Annotated in this window: 19 protein-coding genes, 1 pseudogene and 1 riboswitch; of the genes and pseudogenes, 14 read left to right on the top strand and 6 right to left on the bottom strand. The window is 73.4% G+C overall.

Going from position 1 to position 20,250, the window contains the following annotated elements:
• Positions 1 to 140: 140 nt before the first annotated feature.
• Both EMA17_RS44820 and EMA17_RS44815 read right to left on the bottom strand, forming a co-directional pair.
• Positions 141 to 1,346 (bottom strand): hypothetical protein, encoded by a 1,206-nt coding sequence (locus EMA17_RS44820; RefSeq protein WP_126642978.1) that lies wholly within the window; start codon positions 1,344 to 1,346, stop codon positions 141 to 143.
• Positions 1,343 to 1,951 carry an RNA polymerase sigma factor gene (locus EMA17_RS44815; protein WP_126642977.1) on the bottom strand — a complete coding sequence of 203 codons (609 nt, stop codon included), beginning with the start codon at positions 1,949 to 1,951 and terminating at the stop codon, positions 1,343 to 1,345. The genes EMA17_RS44820 and EMA17_RS44815 overlap by 4 nt, the downstream gene beginning before the upstream one ends.
• 302 nt (positions 1,952 to 2,253) lie before the next feature.
• Here EMA17_RS44815 and def point away from each other — a divergent pair, with 302 nt between their 5' ends.
• The 5 genes and pseudogenes from def to EMA17_RS54905 form a co-directional block, all read left to right on the top strand.
• Complete coding sequence (def, locus tag EMA17_RS44810) at positions 2,254 to 2,799, top strand: peptide deformylase (RefSeq protein WP_126642976.1); 546 nt, start codon at positions 2,254 to 2,256, stop codon at positions 2,797 to 2,799.
• A gap of 6 nt (positions 2,800 to 2,805) precedes the next feature.
• Positions 2,806 to 3,738 carry a methionyl-tRNA formyltransferase gene (gene fmt, locus EMA17_RS44805; protein WP_126642975.1) on the top strand — a complete coding sequence of 311 codons (933 nt, stop codon included), beginning with the start codon at positions 2,806 to 2,808 and terminating at the stop codon, positions 3,736 to 3,738.
• A gap of 5 nt (positions 3,739 to 3,743) precedes the next feature.
• Positions 3,744 to 5,138, top strand: a complete 1,395-nt coding sequence (locus tag EMA17_RS44800) for an RsmB/NOP family class I SAM-dependent RNA methyltransferase (RefSeq protein WP_126642974.1) — start codon at positions 3,744 to 3,746, stop codon at positions 5,136 to 5,138.
• A gap of 174 nt (positions 5,139 to 5,312) precedes the next feature.
• Positions 5,313 to 6,038: a hypothetical protein gene (locus EMA17_RS52295; protein ID WP_160161793.1), complete on the top strand. Its 726-nt coding sequence runs from the start codon at positions 5,313 to 5,315 to the stop codon at positions 6,036 to 6,038.
• Positions 6,038 to 6,427: pseudogene (locus EMA17_RS54905) on the top strand (methyltransferase domain-containing protein); the annotation flags it as partial. The gene EMA17_RS52295 and the pseudogene EMA17_RS54905, both read left to right, overlap by 1 nt.
• Positions 6,428 to 6,473: 46 nt before the next feature.
• Here EMA17_RS54905 and EMA17_RS54900 read toward each other — a convergent pair.
• Together EMA17_RS54900 and rpe are read right to left on the bottom strand one after the other, a co-directional pair.
• On the bottom strand, positions 6,474 to 6,872 hold the full coding sequence (locus EMA17_RS54900) for a hypothetical protein (RefSeq protein ID WP_246127312.1): 399 nt from the start codon (positions 6,870 to 6,872) through the stop codon (positions 6,474 to 6,476).
• A gap of 124 nt (positions 6,873 to 6,996) precedes the next feature.
• A complete protein-coding gene (gene rpe / locus EMA17_RS44785; protein WP_126642973.1) occupies positions 6,997 to 7,671 on the bottom strand; it encodes a ribulose-phosphate 3-epimerase in 675 nt (224 codons plus the stop codon).
• A gap of 187 nt (positions 7,672 to 7,858) precedes the next feature.
• A riboswitch (FMN riboswitch) is annotated at positions 7,859 to 8,003 on the top strand.
• Positions 8,004 to 8,168: 165 nt separating this feature from the next.
• Here rpe and ribD point away from each other — a divergent pair.
• From ribD to EMA17_RS44745, 8 genes are all read left to right on the top strand, one after another.
• Positions 8,169 to 9,245, top strand: coding sequence for a bifunctional diaminohydroxyphosphoribosylaminopyrimidine deaminase/5-amino-6-(5-phosphoribosylamino)uracil reductase RibD (gene ribD / locus EMA17_RS44780; protein WP_126643053.1), 1,077 nt, complete (start codon positions 8,169 to 8,171; stop codon positions 9,243 to 9,245).
• A 3-nt stretch (positions 9,246 to 9,248) separates the two neighbouring features.
• Entirely contained in the window at positions 9,249 to 9,875 is a 627-nt protein-coding gene (locus EMA17_RS44775) for a riboflavin synthase (RefSeq protein WP_126642972.1), read from the top strand.
• Positions 9,872 to 10,534 carry a nicotinamide riboside transporter PnuC gene (gene pnuC / locus EMA17_RS44770; RefSeq protein WP_126642971.1) on the top strand — a complete coding sequence of 221 codons (663 nt, stop codon included), beginning with the start codon at positions 9,872 to 9,874 and terminating at the stop codon, positions 10,532 to 10,534. Before EMA17_RS44775 ends, pnuC begins: the two co-directional genes overlap by 4 nt.
• A gap of 53 nt (positions 10,535 to 10,587) precedes the next feature.
• Positions 10,588 to 11,898 (top strand): bifunctional 3,4-dihydroxy-2-butanone-4-phosphate synthase/GTP cyclohydrolase II, encoded by a 1,311-nt coding sequence (locus EMA17_RS44765; RefSeq protein ID WP_126643052.1) that lies wholly within the window; start codon positions 10,588 to 10,590, stop codon positions 11,896 to 11,898.
• 176 nt (positions 11,899 to 12,074) lie between these two features.
• Positions 12,075 to 12,566 carry a 6,7-dimethyl-8-ribityllumazine synthase gene (gene ribH / locus EMA17_RS44760; protein WP_126642970.1) on the top strand — a complete coding sequence of 164 codons (492 nt, stop codon included), beginning with the start codon at positions 12,075 to 12,077 and terminating at the stop codon, positions 12,564 to 12,566.
• Between the two features lie 55 nt (positions 12,567 to 12,621).
• A complete protein-coding gene (locus EMA17_RS44755; RefSeq protein ID WP_371863190.1) occupies positions 12,622 to 12,885 on the top strand; it encodes a phosphoribosyl-ATP diphosphatase in 264 nt (87 codons plus the stop codon).
• Between the two features lie 105 nt (positions 12,886 to 12,990).
• Positions 12,991 to 13,854 carry an ATP phosphoribosyltransferase gene (gene hisG / locus EMA17_RS44750; protein WP_078974258.1) on the top strand — a complete coding sequence of 288 codons (864 nt, stop codon included), beginning with the start codon at positions 12,991 to 12,993 and terminating at the stop codon, positions 13,852 to 13,854.
• A gap of 66 nt (positions 13,855 to 13,920) precedes the next feature.
• Positions 13,921 to 14,388, top strand: a complete 468-nt coding sequence (locus EMA17_RS44745; protein ID WP_126642968.1) for a PH domain-containing protein — start codon at positions 13,921 to 13,923, stop codon at positions 14,386 to 14,388.
• 22 nt (positions 14,389 to 14,410) lie between these two features.
• Here EMA17_RS44745 and EMA17_RS44740 read toward each other — a convergent pair whose 3' ends face one another.
• A complete protein-coding gene (locus EMA17_RS44740) occupies positions 14,411 to 16,153 on the bottom strand; it encodes a pyruvate dehydrogenase (RefSeq protein ID WP_126642967.1) in 1,743 nt (580 codons plus the stop codon).
• Between the two features lie 116 nt (positions 16,154 to 16,269).
• The gene (locus EMA17_RS44735) at positions 16,270 to 18,066 is read right to left on the bottom strand and encodes an AAA family ATPase (RefSeq protein ID WP_246127308.1); all 1,797 of its coding nucleotides are present in this window, start codon (positions 18,064 to 18,066) and stop codon (positions 16,270 to 16,272) included.
• Between the two features lie 679 nt (positions 18,067 to 18,745).
• Between EMA17_RS44735 and EMA17_RS44730 the strand changes: the two genes are divergently transcribed.
• Positions 18,746 to 19,894: a PucR family transcriptional regulator gene (locus EMA17_RS44730; RefSeq protein ID WP_126642965.1), complete on the top strand. Its 1,149-nt coding sequence runs from the start codon at positions 18,746 to 18,748 to the stop codon at positions 19,892 to 19,894.
• Positions 19,895 to 20,250: the final 356 nt, after the last annotated feature.

The raw sequence follows: 20,250 nt of genomic DNA, 5'->3' as shown, positions 1-20,250 counted from the left end.
GTCGGGCGCGGCGCCCGGTTCGCCCGGACGGTGCGGTGCCCGGCGGCGCCCGGGCGCCCGGCTCGTGGCCCGGCTCCGGGGCGCCGCGCCGGGGTGTCACGAGCCCACCCGGGCGTGCGCCCGTCTCGCGGGTGGTGGCGCTACCCCCAGTGCGTGCGGCTTCCGCAGCCCTTCGTCATCGGGGTCGTGGCGCAGCGCAGGGACTCCTTGTCGCCCGTGCGTTCGCCCAGGAGGGCGCCGGCCGCGTCGTAGGCGCGGATGCGCGGCGGCGCGACGAGGTTGCCGGGGACGCCGGCGAACCACACGCCGTCGCGGACCACCGCGTCGATCGTGCGTCCGCCCGGCAACTCCACCACGATCCGGGCCACCGAGGCCGTGGTCCGGCCCCACCACGTCGACACCGCGGCGGCCGGCGGCGGGTCGGTCACCGGACCGAGGAGCGTGCTTCGACGGACCTCGAACGGGCCCGCGAGGGTGCCGTCGGCCGCCGTCGGGGCCGGGAAGTCCGGTGGCGCCTCTCCGTGGCAGACCACCAGGCCCGGCATGGTCGCCTTGCCCACGACCAGCGGGCGCAGCATGCCGCCTCCGAGATCCTCCCAGGCGGTGAAGTACGGCTTGAACGCCGAATCCGGCTCGCGCACCTTCCACAACGACGCGTCGGGCCCGGCCGGACTCGGCGTCCGCGCCCCGTGCGCCGTCGGGCTCGCCGTCAGCGGTGGCGGCGGCCCGCCGTCCACCGTGACCCCCGGCGGGAACGTCGCCGGCCCGTACAGCGACCCGGATCCGATCGCGGGCCCCCCGGACGACGGTGGGGACGGGTTCGGCCCGGTCGGCCGGCCCGTCGCGGTCGGCGGCATCGCGTCGCCGAGCCACGCCGGTGGCGTCATCGGCGGCCCGCTCGCCTCCATGAACGACACCCCCGGCGGCAGCGACTGTTCCCCACCCGGCGACATCGTCGCCTCAGGCGGTCGCCACGTCGGCATCGACGTCCCGAATCCGGTCGGCGGCGGAGGCGGGACCGCAGCCCGCCGGCCGTTGTCCAGACACCTCGCCAGTGTTCGGGCCGCCACGTCCCACGGCACCGGGTCGCCCGCCTCGGCCGACTCCCTCGGCACCCCCTGGGACGGGTCCTGGCCGGTCACCGGCCCCGCGGCCGACAGGTTCTCCGGCCCCCGCCACGGTTGTGCGGCCAACACCCCCACGGCGCAGATCGCGAGCACCGCGCCGGCGGCGATCCCCGGTACCAGCGCCCGGTGCCGGCCGGGTTGCTCCGGGTCGAGCATGGCCAGCAACTCGCGCCGGCGCCGGTCGTGTCCGGGCAGCCGGTCCTCGTCGTACGGGCTCATCGTGTCTCCTCGATGCCTGTGTGCGTGCTCGCGTGCACGCCCTCTTCGGCCAGCAGGCCGCTCAACCGCTTCCGGGCCCGATGCATCCGCGCCTTGACCGTGCCCAGCGCCACGCCGAGCGCGGTGGCCGCCGCCTGCTGGTCCAGGCCGCCCCACACGCACAGCTCCACCACGTCGCGCTCGTGCCGGGGCAGCTTCGCCACCGAACGCCGCAACGCCTGCGCCGCACGCTCCCGGTCGATCCGCCGGGCCACCTCGTCCGCGTGGTCGGGTTCGTGGTCGGGCAGCGGCACCCGCGCGGCCAGCGCCCGGTAGCGCTTGAGCGCGCGCCGCCGGTTGGCCACCGTGCGGTTCGCCGTGCCGAGCAGCCACGGCAGCGCGCTGTCCCGGTCGAAGGTCACCTCCGCACGGCGGCGCCAGGCGGTCAGGAACACCGCCGACGTCAGGTCCTCGGCCTCGCCGCCGTCACCGGTCCGCCGCAGGACGTGGCCGTAGACCGCTCCCGCGTACCGGTCGAACACCACCGCGAACGCGTCGCGATCCCCCGCGCGGACCCGGGCCCACAACACGTGGTCCCCGTCCCGATGTTCCTGTTCGGTCGTCACACCCGGAGAGTGTCCGCCGGCTCCGACGGGGTTGCCGGAGGTTCGACGGACCCGCGCCGCGCACGGGCGGAAGCCGGCGCGGACGGTCGCCGGCCGGGTCGCGGCCCGCCCCGCCCGCGGCCCGCGCCCGGCATGCGGGAGCCGGACCGCGCCCGCTCAGTAGACTTGCCGCTCTCCGGTTCCGATCGACCGCCACCGCCGAGCGGCACGCCTCGTGTGCCGCGCCACCCCGCGCGGCGGTCGGCGGCGGCCGGCAGCCGTACGACCGACCACCGACCGACCACCGATGGGGGAGCACACCCGTGGCAGTCCAGCCGATCCGCCTGTTCGGCGACCCCGTCCTGCGGAGCAAGGCCGACCCGGTCACCGTGTTCGACAAGGAACTGCGTCGACTGGTCGCCGACCTCACCGACACCATGCGCGACGCGCCCGGCAGCGGCCTGGCCGCGCCGCAGATCGGCGTCGCCCTGCGGGTGTTCACCTACCAGGTGGACGGCGAGGTGGGCCACCTGATCAACCCGGACCTGGACCTGTCCGAGGACGAACAGGACGGCCCCGAGGGCTGCCTGTCCCTGCCGGGCCTGCGCTACGACACCAAGCGCGCGTACGGCGTGGTCGCCAAGGGCTTCAACATGCACGGCGACCCCGTCGTCGTCGAGGGCACCCGACTGCTCTCGCGCTGCATCCAGCACGAGACCGACCACCTCGACGGCATCCTGTTCATCGACCGGCTCGACCGCGAACAGCGCAAGTCCGCGCTGCGTGCGCTGCGCGAGGCGGAGTGGGCGGGGCAGGCCCCGCCCCAGGTGAAGTTCTCCCCCCACTCCACCTTCGGGAAGGCCCTCTAAAACCCCATGCGCCTAGTCTTCGCCGGCACCCCCGAGGTCGCCGTCCCCGCGCTCGAAGCCCTCCTGGAGTCCCGGCACGAGGTGGTCGCGGTGGTCACCCGCCCCGACGCCCCCGCCGGTCGCGGTCGCAGGTTGGTCGCCAGTCCGGTGGCCGAGCGGGCCGCCGAGGCCGGGATCGAGATCCTGCGCCCGGCCAAGCCGCGCGATCCGGAATTCCTGGCCCGGCTCACCGAGATCGCCCCCGACTGCTGTCCCGTGGTCGCCTACGGCGCGCTGCTGCCCAAGGCCGCGTTGGAGATCCCCGCGCGCGGCTGGGTCAACCTGCACTTCTCGCTGCTGCCCGCGTGGCGCGGCGCGGCGCCGGTGCAGCACGCCGTGCTCGCCGGCGACGACATCACCGGCGCGTGCACCTTCGAGATCGAACAGGGCCTGGACTCCGGCCCGGTCTACGGCATGGTCACCGACGAGATCCGGCCCACCGACACCAGCGGCGACCTGCTCGACCGGCTCTCCCGCTCCGGCGCGCGCCTGCTGGTGGCGACCATGGACGGGATCGCCGACGGCAGCCTCGCCCCGCGTCCGCAGTCCCCGGAGGGGGTGTCCCTCGCGCCCAAGATCGGCGTCGAGGACGCTCGCGTCGACTTCACCGCACCCGCGCTGCGCGTGGACCGCGTGGTGCGCGGCTGCACCCCCGCCCCCGGCGCCTGGACCACCTTCCGCGGCGAGCGGTTGAAGCTCGCCCCGGTCCGGCTGCGCGCCGGGGACAACGCGCTGGCTCCCGGCGAGATCGCGGTGGAGAAGAAGGCGGTCCGCGTGGGTACCGGCAGTCACGCGGTCGAACTCACCCTGGTCCAGCCCCAGGGCAAACGCATGATGGCCGCCACCGACTGGGCCCGGGGCGCACACCCCGAACCCGGTGAAACCCTCGGCACGAACTGAGCACCGTGACCAACGCCCCCGCCGCACGCCCCTACCGCCGCCCGCGTCCCGACGCCGCGCGCCTGGCCGCCTACGACGTCCTGCACGCGGTCGGCGAACGCGACGCCTACGCCAACCTGGTACTGCCCGCGCTGCTGCGCGAGCGCCGGATCATCCCCCGCGACGCCGCCTTCGCGACCGAGCTGGTGCACGGCACGCTGCGCCGTCAGGGCACCTACGACCGGATCGTGGCGGCCTGCACCGACCGGCCGATCCAGGAGATCGACCCGCCGGTCCTGGACGTGCTCGCGCTCGGCGTGCACCAGTTGCTGAGCATGCGCACCCCGGTACACGCGGCCGTCTCGGCCACCGTGGAACTGGCCCGCGCGGTACTCGGCGACGGCCGGGCCAAGTTCGTCAACGCGATCCTGCGCCGGGTGTCCAAGCAGGACCTGGACACGTGGCTGCGGCAGATCGCGCCGCCCTACGAGGACGACCCCGAGGGCCATCTCGCGGTCCTGCACTCGCACCCGCGCTGGATCGTGCAGGCGTTGTGGGACGCGCTGGGCGCGCGCGGCAACCCGCACGATCGCGCCGCGATGGAGGCGCTGCTCGCCGCCGACAACCTCGCCCCGGTCATCTCCCTGGTCGCCCGCCCGGGCCGAGTGGAACTCGCCGAGCTGTACGAGGCCGGTGCCACCCCGGGGCGCTGGTCGCCGTACGCCGCCACGCTGCCCGAGGGCGACCCCGCCGCGATCAAGGCGATCCGCGACGGCCGCGCCGCGGTCCAGGACGAGGGCAGCCAGCTCGTCGCCGCCGCGCTGGCGAACGCCGAGGTCGAGGGCGCCGAGAGCCGCTGGCTCGACCTGTGCGCCGGCCCCGGCGGCAAGGCCGGCCTGCTCGCCGCGATCGCCACGGGCCGCGACGTGTCGCTGCTCGCGGTCGAACGCCGCCACCACCGCGCGCGCCTGGTCCGCAACGCGATCGGCCACCTGACCCACCATCAGGTGATCACCGCCGACGGCACCCGGCCGGCCTGGCGACCCGGAAGCTTCGACCGGGTGATCGCCGACGTCCCGTGCAGCGGTCTGGGCGCGCTGCGTCGCCGCCCCGAGTCGCGCTGGCGCCGCAAGCCCGAGGACATCCCCGAACTGGGCGAGCTCCAGCGTGCCTTGCTCCGCACGGCCGTCGCGGCCGCGCGCCCGGGCGGGGTGATCGCCTACGTCACCTGCTCACCGCACCCGGCCGAGACCCGCGTGGTGGTCGACGACATCCTGCGCGCGGACGAGGCCGAGCTGATCGACGCCCGCCCCCTGTTCCCGGGCGTACCGCACCTGGGCAGCGGGCCGGACGTGCAACTGTGGCCGCACCTGCACGGCACGGACGCGATGTATCTGGCCCTGCTGCGCCGCAGGGGCTGACCCGGCCGGTGGTCGCCCGTCCGAATGGGGTGATGCGCGGCTGAATCAGGTTCAAGTGGGGCATAACGGCGAGGGCGGCCGTCACTTCGGGCTCGGCCGCACCGGTCGTCCCTCGGGTTCCACGCACACCGCGGGCGGTCGCGACATCCCGCCAGCGCAGGAGCCGCCGTACCCATGTCCACGCTCGCCCGCAGCACCCCGCGCCCCGGCCTGCTCGTCCGCACGGGGGCGGCGGTGCGCGGCGAATGGACCAGACTCACCGCGGCGCCGGCGCGCGAACTGCGCGCGCACGGGCCGATGGCGATCCCGCTCACGCTGTGTGCGGTGCTGCTGAGCCTCGGCTTCTGGTTGGCCTGGCGCACCTCGTGGGGCGGCGACGTGGTGCGGGTGCTGGGCGGGGTGAGCGCGGGCATCCCGCTGCCGCTCGCGCTGCTGCGCACCCCCGTGTCGCTGTTCGTGCCCGCGCCGGACCTGCCGGTGTGGGGCGCGCTGATCCAGGTGCTGATCCTGTTCGGACTGGCCGAACTCGACCTGGGTGCCCGCCGGACCCTGGTGATCGCGTACGTCGCCACGCTGTCCGGCACCCTGGCCGCGCGCGTGATGGTCGGCCTCGGCCCGGATCACCTGCTCGGCATCGACGCGCACCAGGGCGACATCATGGACACCGGCCCCTCGGCCGCGGTGGTGGGCCTGGTGGTGTGCATCGCGATGGTGCGGCGGGCGCCGATCCTGTTCGTGGGCGTGTGGGCGCTGATGATCGCCGAGGTGGTGGTCAAGCCGAACCTGGCCGGGCGCGAACACATCGCCGCGATGACCGGGGTCACCCTGTGCACGGGCGTGTACCTGATCCGGCGGCACCGGCGAGACCTGGAAGGCTCCTCCCCACGGAAAGTATCTTGATGTCGAGATGGTTTGCGCACCGTGTGACACCCCGGGGTGGCCGCCACGCCGATCGACTTCCACAACCACGCCAACCGCCTCACCTGCATCCACCGCACCGCCGGCGCGGACTGGTCGCGGCTGGTGGACGTCGGGTGCCGCGGCGGGGTGTACACACCACCGCGTGGCTGGATCCGGGGGCGGCGAGCGCGGTCGGGGTGGACTTCTCGGCCACGATCCTCTCCGGCGCCCGGGAGCGGGCCGGGCTGTCGTCCGGCGAAGGGTCGTCGCCTCGCGAAGGACTGTCGTTTCGGGAAGGGGACGCGTACGCCACCGGATTGCCCGACGGCTGCGCCGACATCGTGTTCGAGCGGGCGCTGATCCACCACCTCGACGACCTCGCCGGAAGTTTCCGTGAGGCCCGGCGGCTGCTCGCGCCCGGTGGCACGCTGATCGTCACCGCTCCCCGGCCGACGTCGCCCGCCCCGGCACGCCCACCCACCCGCGCGGCTGGTTCTTCGAGCGGTTCCCGGCCCTGCTCGCGATCGAGACCGCCCGACGTCCCACCGACGCCGCGGTCGAGGCGGCGCTGCGCGAGGCCGGCTTCGCCGCCGTACGGACCACCGCGCTCGCCGAAACCCGCCGCACCCACACCGACGCCCGAGAGGTCGGCGCCGACCTGCGCGCCCGCACGGGCCGCTCGATCCCGCACGAGTCGACCGACGCCGAACTCGACGCGTTGGCGGCCTGCATCGAGGCGAGACTTCCGGACGAGGGACCGATCCACGAGGTCGACCACGGGACGATCCGGTCCGCGAGGTCTCCCGTCCCGGCGAGGACGACGAGAGACCCCAACGGCTCAGACCTTCACTCGTTGTGACGAAGCTCCGCGGGCTCTGTCAGGCCCGCCACGAGCGCATGAAACCGCAGCCCGATCACGCAGCGCAACGGGCGGGCGGCCGGGCAGAACCACACCGCCCTAATGGGCGCAGCGCTCCGCGGCCCCCGCCGCCAGCGCCCGAAGTCGATCCACCGCCGCGCCCGGGTCCGTCCCGTCGAAGACCGCCGAGCCGGCCACGAACACGTCCGCCCCGGCCTCCGCGCACATCTCGATCGTCTTGGCGGAGACCCCGCCGTCCACCTGCAGCCACATCTGCAGACCGTGCTTGGCGATCAACTGCCGGGTCCGCCGGATCTTCGGCAACATCACGTCCAGGAAGCTCTGCCCGCCGAACCCCGGCTCGACCGTCATCACCAGGAGCATGTCCAACTCGGGCAGCAGGTCCTCGTACGGCTCGATCGGCGTGGCCGGCCGCAGCGCCATCGAGGCCCGCGCGCCCTTGGCCCGCAGGTCGCGGGCGAGCTTGATCGGGGCGGTCGCGGCCTCCACGTGGAACGTGACGCTGCCCGCGCCGGCCTCCGCGTAGGCGGGCGCCCAGCGGTCCGGGTCCTCGATCATCAGGTGCATGTCGATGGGGGTGTCGGTGGCCTTCATCAGGCTCTCCACCACGGGCAGGCCGAGGGTGAGGTTCGGTACGAAGTGGTTGTCCATGACATCCACGTGGAGCCAGTCGGCGTTGCGCACCTGCGCGACCTCGTCGGCGAGGCGGGCGAAGTCGGCGGACAGGATGCTCGGATTGATCTGCACGGTCATGCGCACAGAATCTCATCGACCCGGCCCGTCGTGGGCACCGCCTCGACCGCCGAGCTGACGAATCGTCAGATCATCCTCGCCGCAGTCGCGTTCGGATATACGAACGCACCGTGACGGACGGCACAGGTTGCCCACGGTCAACGTCGTCGGCCGCCGTGGCACACTTCGAGGTGTACGAAAGTCACGTACGCGCGCTCCGGGGTCGGTGAAAATCCGAACCGGCGGTTACAGTCCGCGACCCGGTCGACGCCCCGCATCACGTGGAGCGACGGCCGGCTGAACCGGTGGAATTCCGGTACCGACGGTCAAAGTCCGGATGGGAGGTGGCGCGCGGCGAGCGACTGCGGCATGCCCGCGTACCCAGAGGTGCGCCGACATCCCCGCGTGTCGATTCGTCGTGCCGTTGTGCCCGAAAACACCCCGGTTGCCCCGCGTCGAACGCGAGGAGGCACGAGGTGGAGGGCAACACCACCCCGCCGGTCGAGGAGACCTCGGCGATGCGCCGGGCCATCTCGCTGGCGAGCCGTGCGCTCGGTCACACCAGCCCCAATCCGCTGGTCGGATGTGTCGTACTCGGCCCCGACGGCACCGTGGTGGGCGAGGGTTTCCACACCCGCGCCGGTGCCCCGCACGCCGAGGTCGAGGCGCTGCGCGCGGCCGGTTCGGCGGCCCGCGGCGGCACCGCCCTGGTGACTCTCGAACCCTGTTCGCACGTCGGGCGCACCGGCCCGTGCACGCACGCCCTGATCGACGCCGGCATCCGCCGTGTGCGCTACGCCGTCGCCGACCCCAACCCGGCCGCGGCCGGCGGCGGCGCGGTGCTGCGCGCGGCGGGCATCGACGCCGAGGGCGGCCTGCTCGCCGCCGAGGCCGAGGCGGGCAACCGGGCCTGGCTGACCGCCACCCGCCTGGGCCGCCCGCACGTGACCTGGAAGTACGCGGCCACCCTGGACGGGCGCAGTGCCGCCGCCGACGGCAGCGCCCGGTGGATCAGCTCCGTCGAATCCCGCGCCGACACGCACCGCCTTCGGGCGAGCGTCGACGCGGTGTTGGCCGGCTCCGGCACACGGCTCGCCGACGACCCGCACCTGGCCGCGCGCGACGTACCCGGCGCCCGGCAACCGCTGCGGGTGATCGTGGACACCCACGCCCGCACCCCCGCCGACGCCCGGGTGCTCGACGACGCGGCGCCGACCCTGATCGCGGTCGGCCCCGACGCGGTCGCCGCGCACCTGCCCGAGGCCGCCGTACTGCGCGTACCGCTCGCGGACACCGGCCTGGACCTGCCCGCGCTGCTGAAGGAGTTGTACGCCCGCGACGTGCGCGCCGTGCTGCTCGAAGGCGGCCCCACCCTCGCCGGCGCGTTCGCCGCGGCCGGCCTGATCGACACCGTCGTGGGCTATCTCGCCCCCGCCCTGCTCGGCGCCGGACCCACCGCCCTGGGCCCGGCCGGAATCGGCACCATCTCCGAGATGTTGCGACTGGACGTCGACGACGTCACGCGCCTCGGCACCGACATCCGCATCACCGCCCGCCCACGGCCGCACTGCGCAGGCCGTACGAAGGAGTCCTGACGCATGTTCACCGGAATCGTTGAGGAACTCGGCGAGATCGTGGCCATCGAGCGGCTGACCGACTCGGCCCGGATCACCATCCGCGGCCCCGTCGTCACCGCCGGTGCCCGACACGGCGACTCGATCGCCGTCAACGGTGTGTGTCTGACCGTCGTGGACGACAAGGTCGACCCCGAGGCGGCCACCTTCACCGCCGACGTGATGCGGGAGACGCTGGACAAGTCCAGCCTCGGCGCGCTGAGCACCGGCTCGCGGGTCAACCTGGAGCGCCCGATGGTGCTCGGCGGCCGGCTCGGCGGACACCTGGTCCAGGGGCACGTCGACGGCACCGGCGAGATCCTGGCCCGCACCCCCGGCGAGGAGTGGGAGGTCGTCGAGATCGCCCTCCCGGCGCACCTGGCCCGCTACGTGGTGGACAAGGGCTCGATCACCGTCGACGGGATCAGCCTCACCGTCGTCGAGGCGCACGACGCGAGCTTCACCGTCAGCCTGATCCCCACCACGCTGGCGCTCACCACCCTCGGCGTCAAAGCCGTCGGCGACCCGGTCAACCTCGAGGTCGACATCATCGCCAAGTACGTCGAACGGCTGGGCACGCACGGGCCGGGCACAGGGGTGAGGGCGTCGTGACCGGCTGGCTCAACGACGCCGCGTTCACCGTCGCGAGCAAGCCGGTGCCGTGGTCCGACCTGCTCGGCCAGATCGCGTCCCTGGCCACCGTCTGGCTCGCGCTGCGCCGCAACCTGTGGGCGTGGCCGGTGCAGATCGTGGGCGCGGCACTGCTGATCGCCGCCAACACCTCCGTGCACCTGGGCGGCAGCGCGATGCGCAACGTGGTGATCATCGTCGCCGCCGCGTACGGCTGGTGGCGCTGGGCACGCGGGCGGCGCGACACCGGTGAGGTGGAGATCCGCTTCGGCACCGCCCACGAGCGGATCGCGCTGGTCGCGCTGATGGCGGCGGGCACGGTCGGCTTCGCGCAACTGCTCGAACACACCGGCATCTCGTGGGCGCCCTGGCCGGACGCGTACATCTTCGTCGGCTCGGTCGTGGCGATGCTCGCGCAGGCCCGAGGGCTGTTCGAGTTCTGGCTGGTGTGGATCGCGGTCGACCTGGTCGGCGTCCCCCTCGCCTGGCAACACGGTCTGGTGTTCAGCGGACTGGTCTACGGCGTCTTCCTCGTGATGTGCGTCGCCGGACTCGTCGACTGGTGGAACCGCTCCCGGCGGTACCGGGACAAGGGGGCTGCCCGCGGGGCAGAACGGCACCTGGAAGGGGCAACGGCGTGAAGACCGGCAGCGAAACCAAGACCAGCAGCGAGACCATCGAGGTGCCGGCGCAGATGGGCGCGCCCACCGAGTCGGCCCTCGACACCATCGACGACGCGATCAAGGCGTTGGCGGCCGGCGAGGCGATCGTCGTCGTGGACGACGAGGACCGGGAGAACGAGGGCGACCTGATCTTCGCCGGCGAGTTGGCCACGCAGGCGTTGATGGCCTTCATGATCCGCTACTCCTCGGGCGTGGTCTGCGTGCCGATGCGCGGCGCCGACCTGGACCGCCTCAAGCTGCCCCCGATGACCGCCGTCAACGAGGACCGCAAGGGCACCGCCTACTCGGTCTCGGTCGACGCCAAGGACGGCGTGGACACCGGCATCTCGGCCGCCGACCGCACGCACACCGTGCGGCTGCTGTCCGACCCGGACACGCTGCACACCCAGCTGACCCGCCCCGGCCACATCTTCCCGCTGCGCGCGGTCGAGGGCGGCGTGCTGGTGCGCCCCGGGCACACCGAGGCGGCCGTGGACCTGGCCGAGCTGGCCGGCCTGGCGCCGGTCGGGGTGATCTGCGAGGTGGTCAACGACGACGGCACGATGGCCCGGCTGCCGCAGCTGATCCCGTTCGCCCGCGAGCACGGCCTGAAGATCGTCAGCATCGCCGACCTGATCGCCTACCGCCGCCGCACCGAGCGCACGATCGAGCGCGCCGCCGAGACCCGACTGCCCACCGAGCACGGCACGTTCCGGGCGATCGGCTACCGCAGCACGGTCGACGGCGTGGAGCACATCGCGCTGGTCGCCGGCGACATCGGCGACGGCGAGGACGTGCTGGTGCGGGTGCACTCCGAGTGCCTGACCGGCGACGTGTTCGGCTCGATGCGCTGCGACTGCGGCCCGCAGTTGGACGCCGCCCTGGACCGGGTCACCGCCGAGGGCCGCGGCGTGGTGTTGTACATGCGCGGGCACGAGGGGCGCGGGATCGGGCTGATCCACAAGCTCCAGGCGTACCAACTCCAGGACGCCGGCCACGACACGGTGGACGCCAACCTGGAGCTGGGCCTGCCGGCCGACGCCCGCGACTACGGCACCGGCGCGCAGATCCTGGTCGACCTGGGCGTGCGGTCGATGCGGTTGCTCACCAACAACCCCGCCAAGCGGGCGGGCCTGGAGGGCTACGGCCTGGAGATCACCGGCCGGGTCGCCCTGCCGGTGCACGCCACCGCGGACAACCTGCGCTACCTCCAGACCAAGCGCGACCGGATGGGCCACGACCTGCCCTGGCTGGACCCGAGCGACCCGACCGCCGACCTGCCGTCGGTCGCCGAGGTCGCGGAGGCCGTCGACGCGAAGGGGCGCGCGGTCAGCAGCGCGTGATCATCCGCTCCCCGAAGCCGTAGACCTCACCCTTACCGGTGACACGCGCGCGGCGCCGCCCCCGCCGCGCCGATAGGTTCGTCTCGTTCGAACCGCTCCACCCTCACCTCGCAACCAGGCTCGCGGTCGTTCGCGACCGGGCATCGAGCCGTTCCAGCCGAAGGACAACGACAGACATGAGTGGCGCAGGAGCCCCGAAACTGACCGTCGAGGGCTGCCGTGACCTGCGCGTGGGCGTGGTCGCCGCGCAGTGGCACACCGCCGTGATGGACGGCCTCGTGGACGGGGCCGTCAAGGCCCTGAGCGAGCTGGGCATCACCGAACCCACGCTGATCCGCGCCCCGGGCGCGTTCGAATTGCCGGTGCTCGCCAAGGCGCTGGCCGGGCGCGGTTACGACGCGGTGGTCGCGCTCGGCGTGGTCATCCGCGGCGGCACCCCGCACTTCGAGTACGTATGCTCCGCCGCCACCGACGGTCTCACCCGGGTCGCGCTCGACACGGGCGTGCCGATCGGCTTCGGCGTGCTCACCTGCGACACCGAGGAGCAGGCCCTGGACCGGGCCGGCCTGCCGCACTCGCGCGAGGACAAGGGCCGCGAAGCGGTGGAGGCGGCCGTCGCGACCGCCATGGCGTTGCGTACGCTCTCCGAACCGTGGCGTTCGGCCTGACCGGCAGGTTCGCCGGGCCGTTCGGCACGCCACCCACAACCACGCGATGGGCACCATGAAGACGTTTGAACAGCTTTTCGACGAGCTGCGGGCCAAGGCGGAATCGGGCCAGGAGGGCTCGCGCACGGTCGAGCTCGTCACCGCCGGCGTACACACGATCGGCAAGAAGGTCGTGGAGGAGGCCGCCGAGGTGTGGATGGCCGCCGAGCACGAGGGCGCCGACCGCACCGCCGAGGAGATCTCCCAGCTCCTCTACCACCTCCAGGTGATGATGGTCGCCCGCGGCATCTCGCTCCAGGACGTATACGCTCACCTGTGACAGCCGTCGTCCCCGGCCCCCGCCCGGGCCGGGGTCGTGGCCGTACCCCTCAGCTCCACCCGGTTCCGCTCCACTCGGTTCAGCACCATTCCGAAGGGTCATTCCATGCTGCGCATCGCCGTCCCCAACAAGGGTTCCCTCTCCGAGCCTGCGTCGGCGATGCTGCATGAGGCCGGCTACCGCCAGCGCAAGCACTCCAAGGAACTGGTCCTCACCGACCCCGACAACAACGTCGAGTTCTTCTTCCTGCGCCCGCGCGACATCGCGATCTATGTCGGCTCCGGCCGGTTGGACGCCGGGATCACCGGGCGCGACCTGCTGATGGACTCCGGCGCCGAGGCCGAGGAGATCCTGCAACTGGGGCTGGCCCCGGCCACGTTCCGCTACGCCGCGCCCGCGCCGATCGCCCGCGAGTTGGCCGAGCAGGGCAAGAAGGGGCTGGCCGGGCTGCGGGTGGCCTCCTCCTACATCGGCATCGTCCAGCGCGACTTCGCCGAGCACGGCATCGAGGCCGCGGCGCTGGTCAAGCTGGACGGCGCGGTGGAGACCGCGATCCAGCTGGGCGTCGCCGACGTGATCGCCGACGTGGTGGAGACCGGCACCACGCTGGCCCAGGCGGGCCTGGAGGTGTTCGGCGAGCCGATCCTGCGCTCCGAGGCGGTGCTGATCCGGCGCGCCGGCGCGGAGACCTCGCCCGCGCTGGAGCAGTTGGTGCGCCGGCTCCAGGGCGTCCTGGTCGCGCGCAGCTACGTGATGATGGACTACGACATCCGGGTCGAGCGGGTCGAGGCGGCGGTCACGCTGACCCCGGGCCTGGAGTCGCCGACGGTCAGCCCGCTGCACAACGAGGGCTGGGTCGCGGTGCGGGCGATGGTGCCGCGCAAGAACGCCCAGCAGATCATGGACGACCTCTGGGAGATCGGCGCCCGGGCGATCCTGGTCACCGGAATCCACGCCTGCCGCCTCTGACCCGTCCGGTCGGCCCGTCGCCCGGCGGGCCGGCCACCGCCGCCACCCTCCGGAGAACCGTTCCCCATGAGCGAGCCCACCCCCGTCGACCCCCCGCTCCCGCGTACCTGGTACGCCAGGCGCAGTCGGCTGATCACCGGCGTGCTCGGCGCGATCATCCTGGTCGGGCTGTGCGTGCTGGCGGTGATGTTGCCGGAGAAGGGCGGCTGGGGGTTCGGCTCGCGGATGGGCGTCGCGGCCACCGGCGTACTGGGGCTCGGCGCGATGGTGATGCTGGGCCGCCCGAAGGTGGTCGCCGCCGCGGACGGGGTGACCGTGGTCAACCTGCTGCGGACCACCCATCTGGAGTGGGCCCAGATCGTCCGGGTGTACCTGCGCCAGGGCGACCCGTGGGTCTACATCGACATGTCCAACGGCGACACGCTGCCGGTGATGGGCATCCAGACCTCCAACGGCAAATCCGCCGCCATCACCGCCGCCCGCGAACTCCGAACCCTGGTCGACCACTACGGCACGGCCCCCGAAGCCCGATAGCGACCGCACCCCGGGCGCGGGCTCACGGCCTCGGGATGTTGCGCAGGTTGGTCCGGGCCATCCGGATCATCTGCCCCACGCCGCCGCCGAGCACCGTGCGGCCGGCGCTCAGGGCGAAGCCCTGGATCTGGTCGGCGGTGATCTTCGGGGGGATGGACAGGGCCTTCGGGTCGGTGACGATGTCGACCAGGGCCGGGCCCTTGTGGGCGAACGCCTCGCGGAGTGCGCCGCGGACCTTGCTCGGCTTCTCCACCCGCACGCCGAACGCGCCGGCCGCGCGGGCGATCGCGGCGAAGTCCGGGTTCTTGTTGGTGGTGCCGAACGGGGTGAGGCCGGCGACCATCATCTCCAGCTCGACCATCCCCAGCGACGAGTTGTTGAACAGCACGATCTTCACCGGCAGTTCGGACTGCACCAGGGTGAGCAGGTCGCCCATCAGCATGGAGAATCCGCCGTCGCCGGACATCGACACGATCTGTCGGTCCGGGTACGGGAACTGCGCCCCGATCGCCTGCGGCAGCGCGTTGGCCATCGAGCCGTGCGAGAACGAACCGATCACCCGGCGCCGCCCGTTCGGGGTCAGGTAGCGGGCCGCCCACACGTTGCACATGCCGGTGTCGACGGTGAAGATCGCGTCCTCGTCGGCCTCCTCGTCCAGGACCGAGGCGACGTACTCCGGGTGGATGGGCACATGCTTGTCCACCTTGCGGGTGTACGCCTTGACCACCCCTTCGAGGGCGTCGGCGTGCTTGCCCAGCATGCGGTCCAGGAATCGGCGATCGGTCTTGGCTCGCACCATCGGGGTCAGCGCGCGCAGCGTCTCGCGCACGTCGCCCCACACCGCCAGGTCCAGCTTCGTCCGCCGGCCCAGGTGCGCGGGCCGTACGTCCACCTGCACCGTGGCCACGTCCTGTGGCAGGAAGGCGTTGTACGGGAAGTCGGTGCCGAGCAGGACGAGCAGGTCGGCCTCGTGCATCGCCTCGTACGCCGCGCCGTAGCCGAGCAGCCCCGACATGCCCACGTCGTACGGATTGTCGTACTGGATGTGCTCCTTGCCGCGCAGCGCGTGCCCCACCGGAGCGTTGATCCGCCGGGCGAACGCCATCACCTCCGCGTGCGCGCCCGCCGTGCCCGCGCCGCAGAACAGGGTGACCCGCCGGGCCTCGTCCACCATCCGGGTCAACGCGGCCAGATCCGCGTCGCCGGGGCGTACCGAGGGCAGCGAGGTGGGCAGCGTCACCTGATAGCCCCGCTCCGGCGCCGGCCGCGCGGCCACGTCGCCCGGGAGAGTGACGACGGACACCCCGCCCAGACCCACCGCGTGCTGGATCGCCGACTGGAGCACCCGGGGCATCTGCTCCGGCGTGCCGATCATCTCGCTGTAGTGGCTGCACTCGACGAACAACCGGTCCGGGTGCGTCTCCTGGAAGAAGGCCGTGCCGATCTCGCCGCCCGGGATGTGCGACGCGAGCGCCAGCACCGGCGCGTGCGAGCGGTGCGCGTCGAACAGGCCGTTGATCAGGTGCAGATTGCCCGGGCCGCAACTGCCCGCGCACGCGGTCAGCCGACCGGTCAGCTGCGCCTCGGCGCCCGCGGCGAACGCCGCCACCTCCTCGTGCCGTACGTGCACCCAGTCGATCGCGGCGTTGCGGCGCACCGCGTCCACGACCGGGTTGAGGCTGTCGCCCACCACGCCGTACAGCCGGCGCACCCCGGCCTGGGCGAGGATGTCCACGAACTGCTCGGCGACGCTCTGCTTGGCCACGGGGAGACCCTTCCGTCCGGCTACGACCGCGTCCGACCGGATCGGGCCGGGTCGGACCGCATCCGCCCGCCTCGGTGCGAGTGATGACCGGATACGCCTACCCGTGCCGCGCCCGGCTATCCCCGGCCGTCGGCGAGATCGCCGTACGCCTGGAACAGGTCGGACAGCCGCAGCGTGGTCAACTCGGCCAGATCCGGGCCCTCCGGCAACTCGACCAGGCGCACGTCCCGATACATGCAGCATTTCTCGTACAGGGTCCGGACGAATCGGGCGTTGCCCAGTTCGTCGATCCAGCCCTGTTCGCGGACGTGCCCGGTGATGCTGCGCAACTCGGCCGCCGCGTCCTCGTCCCACACGTCGCCGCCGGCGGCCGCCATCACCTCGGCGATCCGGGCCAGGTCCTCCGCGCCGTAGGAGGGGAACTCGACCCGGGTGGTGAAGCGCGACATCAGGCCGGGGTTCGAGGTGAGCAGCCGGTCCATGCCCTCGGGGTAACCGGCCAGGATGATCACCAGCCGGTCCCGGTCGTCCTCGGCCCGCTTGAGCAACACCTGAAGCGCCTCGTCGCCGTACGCGTCGCCCTTGGAGTAGCCCACGTTGGTGAGTCCGTACGCCTCGTCCACGAACAACACGCCGCCCAGCGCCGAATCGATCAACTCGCTGGTCTTGACCGCGGTCTGGCCCAGATACTCGCCGACCAGGTCGGAGCGCTGGGCCTCGACCAGGCGATCGCTCTCCAGCAGGCCGAGCGCCGCGAAGACCCGGCCGAGGAGGCGGGCCACGGTGGTCTTGCCGGTGCCGGAGGGGCCGGAGAAGACGAAGTGCCGCTTGGGTGCCTGCGCGGGCAGGCCCTGCGCCTCGCGCAGCCGCGCCATCCGCATCTGCGCGGACAGCGCCCGGACCTGGCGTTTGACCGGCTCCAGGCCGACCATCGACTCCAATTCGGCCAGCACCAGGGCGAGTTCCTCGGGGGCTGCGGCGGGGCGCATCGGCGCCGCCCGGTCGGCCGCGCGCGCGTCGACGTCGGCCTGCGGGTCGGCCTCGCCGTCCGGGACGGGCTCCGGCTCGCGCTCGGTCTCGACCGCGGGCGGCGGCCCGGCGGGCGGGGGCGCGGTCGCGGGTATCGGCGGGAGCACGTCGGGCAGCGGGCCGCGACCGACCACGGGGCCGGCCAGGCGCGCGGTCATCCCGCCGTACTCGTCCAGCGGCTCGCCGGCCGCCAGCGAGGACAACCTCGCGGCGGTGTCCATGAACGACGGGTCGGCCTGGTGCACCGCGCGGTACAGGGGCAGCGCGGCCGGGGTGCGGCCGGTCTCCTCGTACGCGCGGGCGAGCCAGTAGCGCAACTCCTTGCGCTGCGGGTGCTCCGAGCGGCAGCGCACCAGGGCGGTGGCGAGCACCTGTTCGGCCTTGGCGTACAGCCCCAGGCGGACTCGGGCCATGCCGGCGAACAGGCCCGCCTCCACGCCGAGCAGCGCGTCGTCGTCCAGGCCGGCGGTGTGCCGGAGCAGCTGTTGCCAGTCCTTGCCCAGATAGGCCCGACAGGCGAGCAGGAAGCGGGTGGCCGCGTCCTGCTCGGCGGGCGGGCACAACGAGAGCGCGGCGTCCAACTCGGGCAGGTGCCGGCCGTCCAACCAGTGCGAGGCGTGCGCGAGCGCCAGGTCGCGCGGGGTCTCCAGCACGAGCTGGACCCACCAGCCCAGCCAGTACCAGGAGTTGAGCGGTCGGCCGTACTTCGCGCGCTGCTCCCCGAAGCGCTCGCGATGGGTGTGCATGGCGACCACCGCGGTGGCCACCTCGACCTTGAGCGCGTGCAGCCCCAGCCAGGCGTCGGCCATTCCCGGATCGGCCTCGACCGCGGCCCGGAACTGCACCTCCGCCTGGCCGTATTCGCCGGCGACGTAGGCGTCCATGCCGCGCAACCAGGCCAGTTCGGCCGGACTGCCGGTGCGTGCGCCACGTTCGGTCTGTCCCACGGTGGACCCCCCTTCCCCCGGCCGGTCCTCTCCGCGTGCCCGTGTCCCCGAGGGGACTTCGAGAGGATGTCGGCCCGCTGCCGATGAATCCCGGTGCGCCCATTCCGCTCGATCGGCGACGCCCCTTAAAGCCTCTCCCGTTCCGCTGTCCGTCACGCACGCATCGGTCACGGATGGTGTCCGTTTCGCCACGCGTTCGCCCCCCGAGGCATCGTACCGAGCGGGGGCGGTCAAGCCGAGGGGCGAATGAGACTCGAGGTGGTGAGCCACGGCCGGCGAACGCGAGCCGGTGGTGCGTCGGGAGCCGTGAAGTCTCCCGGGGTGGACGCGAGTCGACCCCGGCGCACACGAGGAAGCCCCCGGTCGCGGGGGAACGATCGGGGGCTTCGTCTCGACGCGGGACCCGGAGCCGTCCCGGTGTCGCCGCTGTACCGCAAGCTATGGCGATCCGGACACAACGGTCAAGCGCGTCACGCGGGTAAATCCCGGGACGGAACATGATGTTGCCGCGACGCCCCGACAGGGGGATCGTGCGCCGGGCGTACCCCGGGGGTGCACTGCCCGCACGCTCTCGGTGGTGCTGACGCGCTCGTGTTCGTAACGCTACGGTCGGTATATGGGCAACCTCGGGGACGCGGGCGGAACGGCAACCGGGGGCGAACCGCAGTTTCGTCCCGGGGACAAGAGCGGCGGAGCCGGCCGCGCGACGGTGGCCGGAGCGGCGCCGCGTCGGCTGCCGCCACGGCGCCGCAAGGTCGTCGGGGGCGGCGCGAGCGCCCCCGAGCCCGACCCGGCCCCGCGTGCCCGGGTCGCGGGCGCCTCGACCGCGTGGGAGGCGGGCAACGACCCGCGCCCGCAGCCCACGGTCCCGGCACCCGCCGCGCCCCCGGACGCGGCCGGCCCCGGACAGGCGGTACGGCCGGGCGGGCGTCCGCTCGTGGACACCGCGATCGGGTTGGCGGGGCGACTGGCGCAGGCCGCCGCCGACGCCAAGTACCGCAGCGATCTGATGCGCGACCTGCTGACCGGGCGCGGCACGGACCTGACGGGCTGGGCGGCACTGCCGACCGGACCGCTCCTGGTGGTGGTGGCCGAGGCCGACCCGCCGCCGGCCGGCCGCGACCCGCGGGCGATTCGGGCCGGGCAGGAGGCGCTGGCCCTCGCCTGGTCCGGCGCGGTCGGCGCACGGGCACCGGAGGCGGCGGTCGCCGCGTATCCGCGCGAGGTGGTCACCCTGCTCGGCGCGCCGGCCGACGGCCAGGCAGCGCGGCTGGTGACCGAACTCGCGGCCCTGGTACACGCGGATTGCGCCCCGGCGATCCGGTCGTTCACCACGGGGGTGAGCCGACCGGTGGAATCGCTCGACGCGCTGCCGGCCGCGTACGAGCAGGCCCGGCGCGCGGTCGCCGCCGGGCGGCGCATCCACGGCCCCGGCGCGGTGGCCGACTTCGACCAGCTCGGCGTCTTCCGGCTGCTCAGCCTGATCCCCGACCCGGGTGAACTCGACCGCTTCGCCCGCGAGGCCCTGCGCACGCTGGCCCACCCCCGCGACCCGGAGGCAGCCGACCTGCGCAACACACTGCAGGCCCTGCTCGACACGAACCTGAACGTGGCCGAAACGGCACGGCGGCTGTACGTGCACTACAACACGCTGCGCTATCGAATCACCAAGCTGGAGCGACTGCTCGGCCCGTTCACGCAGGACCCACACCTGCGCCTGAACCTGATGATCGCCCTACAGATCGTCCGCATACAGGGCCGCTGACCCCCGGGGGACAGACACCCGACGCCCGGGCCACCCGCAACGAACCGGCAAGGGGCGACTGCCCGGCCCCGGACGCGGCCCCGGACGCGGCCGGGTCGCCGGACGTGTTCGGGCGGGGGCAGGCGCGGCACGCGTCGGCTTCGGCGGCGGACGTCCTCCGGCGCACCCGGGCCGCCCGGGGGCTCCCGGGGCGGGTGGGGTGCTTTCGGCGGGCGTTGCGCTTGTGGTTGCGGGCCGGCTGGGTGCGGGGTTGTCCCGGGTCGTGGGGTGGGCCGCCGGGCGGCGTGCGGGGCTCCGGGACTGGGGTTTTCGGCGAGACGGGTGTGTTGCTCACTGAAAAGCGGCCTGCAGCGGCT

It is taken from the genome of Embleya hyalina, assembly GCF_003967355.1.
In the GTDB taxonomy this organism is placed as follows: Bacteria; Actinomycetota; Actinomycetes; order Streptomycetales; family Streptomycetaceae; genus Embleya; species Embleya hyalina.
The sequence above is the reverse complement of the archived record's forward strand: the minus strand, read 5'-3'. Positions and strand labels throughout refer to the sequence as shown.